Origin of the sequence: Micromonospora sp. NPDC005203, assembly GCF_042872705.1 — a bacterium.
Lineage (GTDB): Bacteria > Actinomycetota > Actinomycetes > Mycobacteriales > Micromonosporaceae > Micromonospora.
This window is the reverse complement of sequence record NZ_JBIAKV010000003.1, coordinates 68,845-82,063: the sequence shown is the minus strand read 5'-3', so window position 1 is coordinate 82,063 and position 13,219 is coordinate 68,845. Positions and strand designations below refer to the sequence as shown.

The following is a 13,219-nucleotide window of genomic DNA, read 5'->3' as shown; positions in this document are numbered from 1 at the left end:
CCGGGCGGCTCAGCGCCTCGTCAGGACGACGAGCTGCTGGGTCGCCCGGGTCATCGCGACGTACCGGTCCACCGCGCCCTCGATGCCCGTGCCGAACGCGTCCGGATCGATCAGGACGACCAGGTCGAACTCGAGGCCCTTGGCCTGCTCCGGGCTCAGCGATCGGACGCGCGACGCCGGTGCGAACGCCGGGTCGCCGATCACACAGGCGGTCCCGTCGGTGTGCTCGGTGAGCCAGGCGTCGAGGATCGTGCCCAGCTCGTCCGTCGAGCCGTGGACGACGGGGAGCCCGTTGCCGCGGATGGAGGTCGGCACGTTGGCGTCCGGGAGCACGGCCCGGATGACCGGCTCGGCCTCCGCCATGACCTCCGCCGGGGTCCGGTAGTTGATGCTCAGCGAGGCCAGGGTGATCCGGTCCAGCCCGATCCGCTCCAGGCGTTCCTGCCACGACTCGGTGAACCCGTGTCGGGCCTGGGCGCGGTCCCCGACGATCGTGAAACTGCGCGACGGGCACCGGGTGAGCAGCATCTGCCACTCGGCGTCGGTCAGCTCCTGGGCCTCGTCCACGACGATGTGCGCGAACGGGCCGGCCAGCAGGTCCGGCTCGGCGCTGAGCGACCCGGACTCGTCGGCCAGGGCGTCGCGCAGGTCGGGCTGGCGCAGCATCGTCAACAGGCCCTCGCCGTCGTCGTAGGCGTCGGCCGCGAGGAGTTCGTCGACGACCCGGTCCCGGTGCTCGCGTTCCACGGCGGTGGCGGGGTCGTGCCGCTGCGAACGCCCCGACGCGACGCCGAGCCGCCGCCGGGCCGCGTCCAGCAGCGGCAGGTCGGACACGGTCCAGGCCCGGGGCTCGTCGCGCTGCAGCGTCCGGATCTCCTCCCGGCTGAGCCAGGGCGCGCACGTGCGCAGGTACGCGGGCACCGACCACAGGTCTCCCACCAGGTCGGCCGCGTCGAGCAACGGCCAGGCGCGGTTGAAGGCGGTGCGCAGCTCCCGATTGCGCGACAGCGACCGGCGCAGCACGTCGTCCGGCTCGTCGCCGTCGTACCTGTCGACGAGGATCGTGAGCAGCTCCGCCCAGATCTCGTCGCGTGCCTCGTTGTGTGGGGTGCCCGGCCCCGGCGCCTGGAACGCGTCGGCCCAGTCGTCGGCGCCCAGCCAGATGTCGCCCTCGTCGGTGGTGACAGTCATCGGCTCGACCGGTGGGTCCTCGTAGAACCGGACCGCCGCGTCGATCGCCCCGACCAGGTCCGCCGACGACTTCAGCCGAGCCACGTCCGGGTCGGGTTCGCCGGTCGCCGCCCCGCCCTCGTCGACGAGGTCCCGCAGGGTGCAGGTCTGCACGTCCTCCTCGCCGAGACTGGGTAGGACGTCGGCGACGTAGGCCAGGTAGGGCTGGTGTGGCCCGACGAAGAGCATTCCGCCCCGGCGTTGACCCAGGCGAGGGTCGGAGTAGAGCAGGTAGGCGGTGCGGTGCAGCGCGACGACCGTCTTCCCGGTGCCCGGACCGCCGTCCACGACGAGAGCGCCGGCCGATCCCGCCCGGATGATGGCGTCCTGGTCGGCCTGGATGGTGCTGAGGACGTCTCGCATCCGGGCGGAGCGGGCAGTGCCCAGGCTGGCGATGAACGCGGACTGGTCGTCGAGCGCGACGGCGTGTCCCACGAACCCGTCCGGGGTGAACACCTCGTCCCAGTAGTCGCTGATCCGGCCGCGAGTCCAGCGGTAACGGCGACGGCTGGCCAGACCCATCGGGTTGGCGTGGGTGGCGCCGAAGAACGGCTCGGCGGCCGGAGAGCGCCAGTCGAGCAGCAGCCGCCGACCGGTGCTGTCGGTGAGGCCGCGCCGCCCGACGTACACGGGTTCGGGGTCGTCCGAGCCGACGACGTGGCCGAGGCACAGGTCCAGGCCGTATCGACTCAGCGCACGCAGGCGGCCGGTCAGCCGGCGGATCTCCTCGTCCCGGTCCATCGCCTGCCGGCCCTTGCCGCCGGGCGCGAGGCGCTCGGCGGCAAGGCGCTCGGACAGTTCGGTGTTCAGCTGGTCGAGGCTCTGCGCCATCGTCGCGAAATGCTGCTCGTCCAGGGCGATGAGCCTTGGGTCGGTCTTGGGGGAGAGGTGCGCGGGGAGATCGAACACGGAGGTAGGCAGGGAATTCAAATGATGACTTCCATTTCGGCAGATTCTGGCCTCGGCCGACGATTTTGCGGCACGACCCGGGTCTTGCCGCAAGCCCCCCAGTGCGCTATAAGTTAGAGGTGGCGGGGGAGTAGGTGTCCCCGTTTTCCGAGCTCAGGGCGTGTCCATGACCTCGCGGCCGAGGGGCCAGAGCGCCGCCGGCACGAGCTTGAAGTTGGCGATGCCGAACGGGATCCCGATGATCGTCACGCAGAGGGCGATGCCCGCGACGATGTGGGACAGCGCGAGCCACCAGCCCGCCAGCACCAGCCAGAGGATGTTCGCCAACCCGGAGGCCACGCCCGCGCCGGGCTTCGGCACCAGGGTGCGGCCGAAGGGCCACAGCGAGTAGACGGCGAGGCGGAGCGACGCGACCCCGAACGGGATCGTCACGACCAGGACGAAGCAGATCAGTGCGGCGACGCCGTACCCGACCGCCAGCACGATGCCACCGCCGAAGATGAGCCACAGCACATTCAGTACGAAACGAATCACCACTCCAGCATGAGCGACGCTCGCCACCCACCACGAGAATGACCACCATGGACGCGAAGACGTACGCGACGGTCGCCGACGTGTGCCGGCGGCTCGCGGGCCGGCTCCCCGACGATGTCCTCGGCACCGTGCGGGAGAACTACGCCGCGGGTGAGTTCGACCTGGCCGACGCCACCCTCCTGCTCAGCCTGGCGCTCCACGGCGTCGGGATAACCAGCGCGGAACGGGCACTGCTGCGCGCCTTCGTCGCTGAGCCCGACGGCTGCGACCTGGCCGACGTGCCGGCCGTCGCGGAGGTGCCGCCACTGTCGTACCGGTTCAGCGTCGACGGCCCGCCGGACGCGCCCAACCCGGCCCCGGCCGACACCCTCCTGTCCGCCGACGCGCCCCGCCGCCACGGGCGCAGCCTGCACCGCGCCTGGCGGACGCCACTGGACGGCGCACCGGACGCGGCGGCGTGGACGTACGTGCTGCTGGTGGCCGAGGGCGCGGACGAGCCGTCGACGTACTCGGGCGTGCAGTCGACGCTCTGGGTCGCGCTGGGGCAGAGGTGGCCGGTGGAGGTCATCGCCGCGGACTCGCCGCGAACGCCGTACCAGGAGGCCGCGCTGGCCGCCGCCTCAGCGGTCTGGCACGCCTGACAACCAAGGCACCGACCGAGGGTCGGCTCGGTGGAAAACCTGAGACGGAAATCGGGGGCCGGGCGAGGATCTTCCCGGAGCCGGCCGCGACGCCGAGGACCAGATGATGGTCGGCATGAAACGCGCTGAGCTGTATGTCCTCGCCGGACCGATCGGAATTGCCGCCTACGGCCTGGTTCGCCTCTGGGCGAAGTCCGATGGTGTGTACGGCCCGGGGTTCGACTGGCAGGCCGCGCACCTGGTCGCGCTCGCCGGCATGGTGTGCTTCGTCCCGGGGGTGCTCGCGCTGTCCCGCCTCCTGCCCCGCAGCCCCTGGCGCACCGGGGTGGTGGCCCTCACGATGGTGGGACTCGCCGCGACGATGGTGCAGTTCGGCGCCGACATCGTGGAGGGTCTCCTGGCGGCGGACCGGGCGGAGATGTCGGCTCTCGGCGCGGACTTCAAGGACATCCCCGGCGTCGAGGTGGCCGTCTACGACGTCGTACCCCAGTTCTTTCTCCTCGGCCTGGTCGTCCTCGCGGGGATGCTCGCCGCGAAACGCCGGCTGCCGTTGTGGAGCGTGCCGCTGCTGGTCGTCGGCATCGTCCTGCCGGTGGTCACTCTCGACCTGCTTCCCGTCGCCGGCCTGGCCATGCTGGTGGCGCTCGCGCCAGCGTTGCCGGCCCTGCGCCAGCAGGGCGAGCGTGCCGAGCCGCCCCTGGCCGTGCGCTGACCTGCGTTGGCCCGGCTCGGCTTCGACGCGGAGTTGGCCGCCGAGGCGCAGCGGCTCGTCGGGGGCGACGGAGGTGGGCCTCGCGGCCCGACTGGGGGTCGAGCACGAGGCGACCGTGCAGCGGCTCTGGGACGTCGCCGCTGACGCGCAGTGGCGCTGGCGGGACCGGGCGGAGGACCCGCTGCTTGCGCCCTCGCAGCGGCGCGGGACCCAGGTCGTCGTCCGTAGCTGCGAGGGGATGATCGCCGAGCGGGCCGCGGGCGGTCCTTGAGCTGCCGGCGCCTGGGTGCTGACCATCTTCGGAGGTGCGGGGCATCGCCATTGGTCAAGATAAGCAATGTTGGTTAGGCTAACCTAACTTCGGGCCGGGGAGGCTCGCTTCTCTCAAAAGATCGGAAACTTCAGCATGCAAAAAAGGCGTCCGGTACTGGCCGTGGCGGCGCTGAGCGTCGTGCTCAGCGGGCTGACCGGCTGTGCCAACGACACCGCTGCCGGTGACACCACCGCCTCCTCCGGCCCCTGGTCGTTCAACGACGGATCTGGTCAGGTCGTCAAGACGGACAGGACACCCACGCGGATCATCGCGCACGCCGGAGAGGCCGCAGCACTCCTGTCCTTTGGCATCAAGCCGGTCGGCGTCTACGCCGACGAGTCGGTCAAGACCGACCCCAACCTGAAGAACCTCGACCTCACCGGGATCGAAATCCTCGGCGAGGAGTGGGGCAAGATCGACGTGGAGAAGGCCGCGGCCCTGCGTCCGGACCTGATCGTCGGCGACTGGTGGCCGGCCGAGAAGGCCCACAGCGGCATGGAGGAAGGCGTCGACGAGAAGAGCAAGAAGCTCGCCGAGTTGGCCCCCGTCGTTGGGATCGCGCAGGGCAAGTCGATCGTCGCGCTGGCCGAGGGGTACGAGGATCTCGCCGAGAGCCTCGGCGCCGACGTGAACAGCCCGCAGATCGCGGCGAACAAGAAGCGCTTCGAGGAGGCCGTGGTCGCGTTCAGGGCGGCTGCCTCGGGCCAGCCGGGCCTGACGGTGGCGGCGATGTCGCCCGCGACGGACAAGGTGTACGTCGCGAACCCCGAGTACGCACCCGAGTTGCTGGACCTGCAAACCTGGGGTCTTAAGGTGACCAACCCGGCCAGCCCGGACCCGGCCTTCCCGTACTGGGAGAACCTCAGCTGGGAGAACGCGGACAAGTACCAGCCGGACCTGATCCTGTGGGACGGCCGATCCTTCACGCCCACCGCCAACGCCGAGTGGGGCAAGAAGCAGCCGACCTGGTTCAAGATCAAGGCGGCCAAGGCCGGCGCTACCGTCTCCTGGCCGGCGTTCTGGCTGCACACGTACGGTGACTTCGCCACCGAGCTGGACAAGCTGACCGGGGCGGTCAAGGCCGCGGATCCGAATGTCGGCAACTAGCCAGATCGGGGCGCGCACGTCGACAAGAGGGGTGCGGCGAGCCTCCGCCCTCGGGCCGGGGCTCGCGGTCCTCTGCGTGGTCCTCGCTCTCGTCGGCTTCCTCAGCGTGACCCTGGGCTCGCGGGCGATCGGGGTGTCCGAGGTGCTGCACGCCCTGTTCAGCTTCGAGAGCGACGGGCTGATCAGCGGCACGGTCACGCTGGAGATGCGCGTACCCCGCACCCTTCTCGGCATCCTCGTCGGCGCCGCGCTCGGCGTGGCCGGGGCGATCCTGCAAGGTGTCACCCGCAACCCCCTGGCGGACGCGGGGATCCTGGGCATCAACTCCGGTGCCGCCGCGTTCGTGGTCTTCGCGATCACCGTGCTCGGCGTACGCGGGATCGGTGTCTACGTCTGGTTCGCCTTCGCCGGCGCGATCGCGGCGCTCGCCCTGGTGTACGCGATCGCGTCTCTCGGCCGCGAGGGTGCCACGCCGGTCAAACTGGCCCTCGCCGGCGCGGCTGTCACCGCCGGCCTGGTGTCGGTGACCAGCGGGATCGTCATGACGAACGTGGACGCCCTCAATGAGCTGCGGTTCTGGCAGGTGGGGTCGCTCGCCGGCCGGTACGCCCCGATCCTGACCGGGATCGCGCCGTTCCTGCTGCTCGGCCTCGTCGCGTCCCTGGGCTTCGGGCGTGCCATCAACGGCCTCGCGCTCGGCGAGGACGTCGCACGTGGCCTTGGTCAGCACGTGGTCCGGACCCGCGCGGCCGCGTTCGCCGTGGTCGCGGTCCTCGCCGGCGCGGCGACCGCCGCATGCGGTCCGATCGTCTTCGTCGGGCTCGTCGTGCCGCACCTGGCGCGGTTCATCTGCGGCCCCGACTACCGGTGGATCCTGCCGTACTCGATGCTCCTGGCGCCCATCGTCCTGCTGCTCGCCGACGTGCTCGGCCGCGTGGTCGCGGCCCCCGACGAGCTTCAGGTCGGTGTGGTCCTCGGGCTGGTGGGCGCGCCGGCGTTCATCGCGATCGTGCGCTACGGCCGACTGTCCGAGGTGTGAGCGGATGACGATCACGACCACGCCCACGAGCGATCTCGGCACCGTGGCCTCGGGCACGGCGGCGTCGTTGCGCACCAACCGGAGGCGTCGCGCCGGCCGCTCCACCCTGGTGACCTGCGCCCTGACCGGAGCGGTTGGCACCCTCTTCGTGCTCACCATGATGGTGGGCAGCTTCCGCATCGGCGCCGGAGAGGTCATCGCCTCGGTGCTGCACCTGTCCGACAATCCCAGCGTTGACTTCGTCGTCCGTGGCCTGCGGTTGCCGACCGCGGCAGCCGCCCTGGCGGTCGGGCTCGCCCTCGGCGCCTCCGGGACGATCTTTCAACAGGTGCTGCGCAACCCCCTCGCGTCCCCGGACTTCGTGGGCGTCACCTCGGGAGCAGGGCTGGCGGCCGTCACCGGGATCGTGCTCCTGCAGGCCGGTGGCCTTCTCGTCAGCGGGCTCGCCCTCAGCGGCGCGATCGCCGCCGCCCTGGTGATGTACCTGCTGGCCTGGCGCGACGGCGTCAGTGGCTACCGTTTCATCCTCATCGGCATCGCAGTGGCGCTCTTCTTCGAGGGCCTGATCGGCTACCTGCTCAGCCGGGCACAGCTCTTCGAGGCCCGCCAGGCCATGCACTGGCTGGTCGGCTCGGTCGGGCAGGCCAGCGCGACGGAGTTGCGCCTGCTCATCGGCGCGCTGGTCGTTCTGCTGCCGGTCGCCGCCCTGCTCCAACGCCCACTGCGCGCCCTCGACCTCGGCGACGACGCCGCCCGGATGCTGGGAGCCCGGACCGAACTCAGCCGCGCCGTGCTCCTGGGCGTCGCCGTCGTCCTGGTCGCGTTGGCGGTGTCCGTGGCGGGTCCGATCGCGTTCGTCGCCCTCGTCGCCGGGCCGATCGCCAACCGGCTCCTCGGGCCAGCAGCCCGGGGCGTCCTCCCCGCCGCGCTGGTCGGCGCGGCGCTACTGCTCACCGCCGACCTCGTCGCTGTGCACCTGCTGCCCACACCACTGCCCACCGGGGTGGTGACCGGTGCGGTCGGTGCTCCCTACCTGCTGTGGCTTCTGGCCACCACCAACCGGCAAGGAGCGGGCGGATGACCCGACTACGCGCCGAGGGCCTGACCCTCGGCTACGACGACCGGACCATCGTCGACGACCTCGACGTCACCGTGCTCGACGGCAAGGTCACCGCGATCGTCGGTGCCAACGCCTGCGGCAAGTCCACCCTGCTGCGCGGCCTGGCCCGACTGCTCACACCGCGGGCGGGCACCGTCCTGCTCGACGGCAGATCCCTCGCCGACCTGCGGAACGTCGACGTGGCCAAGGTGCTCGGGCTCCTCCCGCAAACTCCCGTCGCGCCGGACGGCATCACCGTCGCCGACCTCGTCTCCCGCGGCCGCTACCCCCACCAGGGCTGGTTCCGGCGCTGGAGCGACGACGACCACGATGCCGTCGCCCGAGCACTCGACGCCACCGGCACCGCTGACCTGATCGACCGCCCGATCCGGGAACTGTCCGGGGGCCAACGCCAGCGCGTCTGGGTCGCCATGGCCCTGGCCCAGGACACCGACCTGCTGCTCCTCGACGAACCGACCACCTACCTGGACATCAACCATCAGGTCGAGCTGCTGCGGCTGCTGCGAAAGCTGAACGCGGAGTCCGGTAAGACCATCGTCATCGTCATGCACGACCTCAACCTCGCCTGCCGGTACTGCGACCACCTCATCGCGATGTCCGGCGGGTCAATCGTCGCCGAGGGCGCCCCGGTCGACGTGGTCACCGGCGAGCTCGTCGAGCAGGTCTTCGGTCTCAGCTGCCTCGTCGTACCGGACCCGATCGCCGGCACACCGATGGTCGTCCCCGCCTGAATGGGTTTTGGGCAGGGCAGCCAGACCTATCACGCGGGCGGCGCCGATCATCGGTGCCGATCAGATCAGAGGCTCAGACCGGTCGCCAGGGCGGCCACCCCCAGGAGTGGGGGAACGAGCTGTTTGAGCGCTGCGCTTGCTTTCGCGGGCGTCGAGATGAGTAGCACCAGACCGGCGGCGACCATCGAGCCGGCGCCGACGAAGACGAGGGTGGCACCGACGGTCTGGGATCCGAGGGCGAAGGCGGCGATGCCGACGGCGATCGTGATCGCCAGAAACAGGTTGTAGAAGCCCTGGTTGAAGGCCAGTTCCTTGGTCGCGTCCGCTTCTTCGCGGCTGCTGAGACCGAAGATCGCGCGGGCCCGGTCACCGGTCCAGACGATGGACTCCAGATAGAAGATGTAGATGTGGATCAGGCCGGCGATAGCGGCGAGTACGAGTCCTGCGATGACCACGCTGGTTCTTCCTTCGTTCGAGCCGGCGCGCCCCAGTCTGCCAGCCGGGGGATGCGCGTCCCGCACTGGCCGTGCGTGCTGTGCTGTGTCCGAGGGGATGGATGTCCTGGCTTAGACGCTTTCAAGTGCCTCCGCGCCGGGGTCCGCCGCGTGCGGTCGTGGTCCGAAAACCGTTATTCGATCTCACTCTGCACAGTCGTGCCTGACCTGCGGAGATAACGCTCTCACGAATGGCGCGCGAGCGCTTGACGCGCCCGCCGCGCAGAGGCAACGATGCATTCGCATGTCTAGTGCTACCACCACCGCCAGGCGTGATCGGCGCACGCCGTCCTCGCACCGCGAAAGGACTACCGTGCGCAGATCCCTGAGATCGTGGCTCGGCGTCGCCCTGAGCGCGATCCTCGTGGCCGGCGGCATCGTCGCCGCGCCACCCACGGCCAGCGCCGCACCGTTCACCGTGCTGGTCTTCAGCAAGACCGCCGGATTCCGGCACGGATCCATCGGCCCGGGCATCACCGCCATCCAGCAACTCGGCGCCGCCAACGGCTTCACCGTCGAGGCCACCGAGGACGCCGCCCAGTTCACCGACGCCAACCTGGACCGGTTCGCCGCGGTGATCTGGCTGTCCACCACCGGCGACGTGCTCAGCGCCGCCCAGCAGGCCGCGTTCGAGCGCTACATCACCGGCGGCGGCGGCTACGTGGGCGTGCACGCCGCCGCCGACACCGAGTACGACTGGCCCTGGTACGGCGGCCTGGTCGGGGCGTACTTCGCCTCGCACCCCGCCGAGCAGAACGTCACCGTCAAGGTCGCCGACCAGGTACACCCGTCCACCGCGACCCTGCCGCAGCGGTGGAACCGGTTCGACGAGCTGTACAACTACCGCACCAACCCGCGGGGCGCCGCGCACGTGCTGGCCACCCTGGACGAGAGCACCTACACCGGCGGGAGCATGGGCGCCGACCACCCGATCTCCTGGTGCCAGAACTACTCCGGCGGCCGAGCCTGGTACACGGGCCTGGGCCACACCGACGCGTCGTACACCGAGGCGAGCTTCCGTCAGCACCTGCTCGGCGGCATCCAGACGGCTGCCGGCGCGCTCGACGCGGACTGCGGCCCCACCGTCACCAGCAGCTTCCAGCAGGTGGAGCTGGCCAAGGGCGCGGCCGAGACCGGTGAACCGATGAGCCTCACCGTCCTGCCGGACCGGGGCGTGCTGCACACCTCCCGCAACGGCGTGATCCGGCACACCGACGGCGCCGGCAACACCAAGATCGCGGCCACCCTGCCCGTCTACACCGGCGACGAGGAGGGCCTGCAGGGCATCAAGGCCGACCCGAACTTCGCCACCAACCGCTGGGTGTACGCGTACTACGCCCCACCGCTGAACACTCCCGGCGGCGGCGCCCCGGCCACCGGCACCCCGGCGGACTTCGCCGTCTGGGACGGCGTCAACCGACTGGCCCGGTTCACCGTGAACGCGGACAACACCATCAACCTGGCCAGCGAGACGCTGATCCTGAACGTGCCCACCAGTCGGGGCATGTGCTGCCACGTCGGCGGTGACATGGACTTCGACGCGGCCGGCAACCTCTACCTGTCCACCGGTGACGACACCAACCCGTTCGACTCGGCCGGGTTCACCCCCATCGACGAGCGGGCCGGGCGCAACCCAGCCTCCGACGCGCAGCGCACCTCGGCGAACAGCAACGACCTGCGCGGCAAGGTGCTCCGGATCAAGCCGAGCGCGGCCGGCGGGTACACCATCCCGGCCGGCAACATGTTCGCCCCGGGCACCGCGCGAACCCGCCCGGAGGTCTACGCGATGGGCTTCCGCAACCCGTTCCGGATGAGCGTGGACAAGGCCACCGGCATCGTCTACCTCGGCGACTACGGTCCGGACGCGGGCACCGCCGACCCGAACCGGGGACCGGCGGGCAACGTGGAGTTCGCCCGCATCGACCGGCCCGGCTTCTACGGCTGGCCGTACTGCACCGCCCGCAACGACGCCTACAACGACTACACCTTCCCGTCCGGCCCGTCCGGGGCGAAGTTCGACTGCGCCGGGGGGCCGGTGAACAACTCGCCCAACAACACCGGCATCACCCAACTGCCGCCGGCCATCCCGGCCTGGTTGCCGTACGGCGGCTCCGGCTCGCCGCCGGAGTTCACCGGCGGCGGCCTGTCACCGATGGGCGGTCCGGTCTACCGGTACGACCCGAACAACACCTCGCCGGTGGCGTTCCCCAAGTACTACGACGGGACCTACTTCGCCGGTGAGTTCGGTCGCCGCTGGATCAAGAACATCAAGCTCGACACGTCCGGCCAACCACTGAAGATCAACCCGTTCCCGTGGACCGGCACGCAGGTCATGGACATGGAGTTCGGCCCGGACGGCGCGCTCTACGTGCTCGACTACGGCACCGGCTGGTTCAACGGCGACGCCAACTCGGCGCTCTACCGCATCGAGTACGCCCGTGAGGGCAGAGCGCCGGTCGCCAAGGTGTCGGCCACCCCGACCAGCGGCAGCGCGCCGCTGACCGTGGCCTTCTCCTCGGCCGGCACCCTCGACCCGGACGGTGACCCGTTCACCTACGCCTGGGACTTCGACAACAACGGCACCACCGACTCGACAGCCGCGAACCCGAGCTTCACGTACACCACGAACGGGACCCGCAGCCCGACGCTGACGGTCCGGGACACCACCGGCAAGACGGCCACCGCGAGCGTGGTCGTCACGGTCGGCAACAGCGCGCCGGTGGTCACCGTGAACACCCCGTTGAACGGGCAGACGTTCTCCTTCGGCGACGCCGTGCCGTTCAGCGTCACGGTCACCGACGCCCAGGACGGTGCGATCAACTGCGCTCGGGTCAAGGTGAACTACGTCCTCGGCCACGACTCGCACGGCCACCAGCTCGGCAGCGCGCAGGGCTGCACCGGGGTCATCCAGACCACCGCCGACGGTGAGCACGACACCGCGGCGAACATCTTCGGAATCATCGACGCCGAGTACACCGACCTGGGCGGGGGCGGCCAACCGCCGCTGACCACGCACACCCAGGCGGTGCTGCAACCCCGGGTGCGGCAGGCCGAGCACTTCGGTGACTCGTCCGGCGTCCAGATCGTCTCCGGGGCGGCCGGGCACGGCGGAGCGGCGGTCGGCTACATCGACAACAACGACTGGATTTCGTTCCGTCCGTACAACCTGAGCGGCGTGCAGTCGTTCAGCGCCCGGGTCGGCGCCCCGGCCGGCGGCGGTGGCACCCTCGAACTGCGGGTCGACTCGCCCACCGGTCCGTTGGTCGGCTCGGCCACCGTGGTCCCCACCGGCGGGTACGCCACCTTCGCCACGGTCACCGGCGGGGTCACCGCACCGGCCGGCACCCGGACCCTGTTCCTGGTCTTCAAGGGCACCGGCCCGTACTTCGACATCGACGAGTTCACCCTCTCCACGAGCCCCGGTGGACCAGGACCCGACCCGGACCCGGATCCCGAGCCAGGTGCCAACCTGGCGCGGGGCAAGCCGGCGCGGGCGTCCAGCTTCGAGGGCGCGTTCACCGCGGCCAACGCGTTCGACGGTGCGACCGGCACGCGGTGGGGCAGCGCCTTCGGTGACCCGCAGTGGATCGACGTGGACCTGGGTGCCTCGTACGCCATCAACCGGGTCAAGCTGACCTGGGAGGCGGCGTACGGCAGCGGGTACCAGATCCAGACCTCACCGGACGGGGTCACCTTCACCACGATCCGCACGGTGACCGGCGGCGACGGCGGCGTGGACGACTTGACCGGGCTCACCGGCTCCGGCCGGTACGTCCGGCTGCTCGGCACCACCCGGGGCACCGCCTGGGGTTACTCGCTGTTCGAGGTCGAGGTGTATGGCGGCACCGGCAGCCCGACCGGCGGGAACCTGCTGCTGAACAAGCCCACGTCGACGTCCAGCAACGAGGGAGCCGACGTGTCCGGCGCCCAGGCGGTCGACGGCAGCCCCACCACCCGCTGGTCGAGCACCTTCTCCGATCCGCAGTGGATCCGCGTCGACCTCGGCGGCACCACCGCGATCGGCCGGGTCAAGCTGAGCTGGGAGGCGGCGTACAGCAGCGCGTACCAGATCCAGACCTCGAACGACGGCACCACCTGGACCACCGCGAAGACGGTGACCGGGGCCGACGGTGGCGTGGACGAGCACACCGGGCTCGGCGCCAACGGCCGCTACCTGCGGATCTACGGCACCGCCCGGGGCACCGGATACGGCCACTCGCTCTGGGAGGTGGAGGCGTACACCAGCTGAACCACCACCTGAGTCCGCCCCCACCCCCAATCGGGCGGTGGGGGCGACTCCCCTCGATCATGTGATGCTCAGTAGTTCAGATGGCCTCCTGACTACTACTTCTCAACGCCGTTGCGTTAGGCGGAATGACTGTTCATCAA

Annotated in this window: 11 protein-coding genes; 8 read left to right on the top strand and 3 right to left on the bottom strand. The window is 70.5% G+C overall.

Annotated features, from left to right (window positions below):
- Nucleotides 1-9: 9 nt before the first annotated feature.
- Both helR and ACFYPM_RS10320 read right to left on the bottom strand, forming a co-directional pair.
- Nucleotides 10-2,139, bottom strand: coding sequence for an RNA polymerase recycling motor ATPase HelR (gene helR, locus ACFYPM_RS10325; RefSeq protein ID WP_387193656.1), 2,130 nt, complete (start codon nucleotides 2,137-2,139; stop codon nucleotides 10-12).
- 153 nt (nucleotides 2,140-2,292) lie between these two features.
- On the bottom strand, nucleotides 2,293-2,673 hold the full coding sequence (locus tag ACFYPM_RS10320; protein WP_387193653.1) for a YccF domain-containing protein: 381 nt from the start codon (nucleotides 2,671-2,673) through the stop codon (nucleotides 2,293-2,295).
- A gap of 47 nt (nucleotides 2,674-2,720) precedes the next feature.
- Here ACFYPM_RS10320 and ACFYPM_RS10315 point away from each other — a divergent pair, with 47 nt between their 5' ends.
- From ACFYPM_RS10315 to ACFYPM_RS10285, 7 genes are all read left to right on the top strand, one after another.
- On the top strand, nucleotides 2,721-3,314 hold the full coding sequence (locus ACFYPM_RS10315; RefSeq protein ID WP_387193650.1) for a hypothetical protein: 594 nt from the start codon (nucleotides 2,721-2,723) through the stop codon (nucleotides 3,312-3,314).
- A 115-nt stretch (nucleotides 3,315-3,429) separates the two neighbouring features.
- Complete coding sequence (locus ACFYPM_RS10310; protein WP_387193647.1) at nucleotides 3,430-4,026, top strand: hypothetical protein; 597 nt, start codon at nucleotides 3,430-3,432, stop codon at nucleotides 4,024-4,026.
- Between the two features lie 73 nt (nucleotides 4,027-4,099).
- Nucleotides 4,100-4,297 (top strand): hypothetical protein, encoded by a 198-nt coding sequence (locus ACFYPM_RS10305; protein WP_387193644.1) that lies wholly within the window; start codon nucleotides 4,100-4,102, stop codon nucleotides 4,295-4,297.
- A 162-nt stretch (nucleotides 4,298-4,459) separates the two neighbouring features.
- The gene (locus tag ACFYPM_RS10300; RefSeq protein ID WP_387193641.1) at nucleotides 4,460-5,446 is read left to right on the top strand and encodes an ABC transporter substrate-binding protein; all 987 of its coding nucleotides are present in this window, start codon (nucleotides 4,460-4,462) and stop codon (nucleotides 5,444-5,446) included.
- Nucleotides 5,433-6,485, top strand: coding sequence for a FecCD family ABC transporter permease (locus tag ACFYPM_RS10295; RefSeq protein WP_387193638.1), 1,053 nt, complete (start codon nucleotides 5,433-5,435; stop codon nucleotides 6,483-6,485). The genes ACFYPM_RS10300 and ACFYPM_RS10295 overlap by 14 nt, the downstream gene beginning before the upstream one ends.
- A gap of 4 nt (nucleotides 6,486-6,489) precedes the next feature.
- On the top strand, nucleotides 6,490-7,566 hold the full coding sequence (locus tag ACFYPM_RS10290) for a FecCD family ABC transporter permease (protein WP_387193635.1): 1,077 nt from the start codon (nucleotides 6,490-6,492) through the stop codon (nucleotides 7,564-7,566).
- Complete coding sequence (locus ACFYPM_RS10285) at nucleotides 7,563-8,336, top strand: ABC transporter ATP-binding protein (protein ID WP_387193632.1); 774 nt, start codon at nucleotides 7,563-7,565, stop codon at nucleotides 8,334-8,336. Before ACFYPM_RS10290 ends, ACFYPM_RS10285 begins: the two co-directional genes overlap by 4 nt.
- 65 nt (nucleotides 8,337-8,401) lie before the next feature.
- Here ACFYPM_RS10285 and ACFYPM_RS10280 read toward each other — a convergent pair whose 3' ends face one another.
- A complete protein-coding gene (locus ACFYPM_RS10280; RefSeq protein WP_387193629.1) occupies nucleotides 8,402-8,791 on the bottom strand; it encodes a DUF1304 domain-containing protein in 390 nt (129 codons plus the stop codon).
- Between the two features lie 352 nt (nucleotides 8,792-9,143).
- Here ACFYPM_RS10280 and ACFYPM_RS10275 point away from each other — a divergent pair, with 352 nt between their 5' ends.
- Entirely contained in the window at nucleotides 9,144-13,079 is a 3,936-nt protein-coding gene (locus ACFYPM_RS10275; RefSeq protein ID WP_387193626.1) for a ThuA domain-containing protein, read from the top strand.
- The last annotated feature ends 140 nt before the right edge of the window (nucleotides 13,080-13,219 follow it).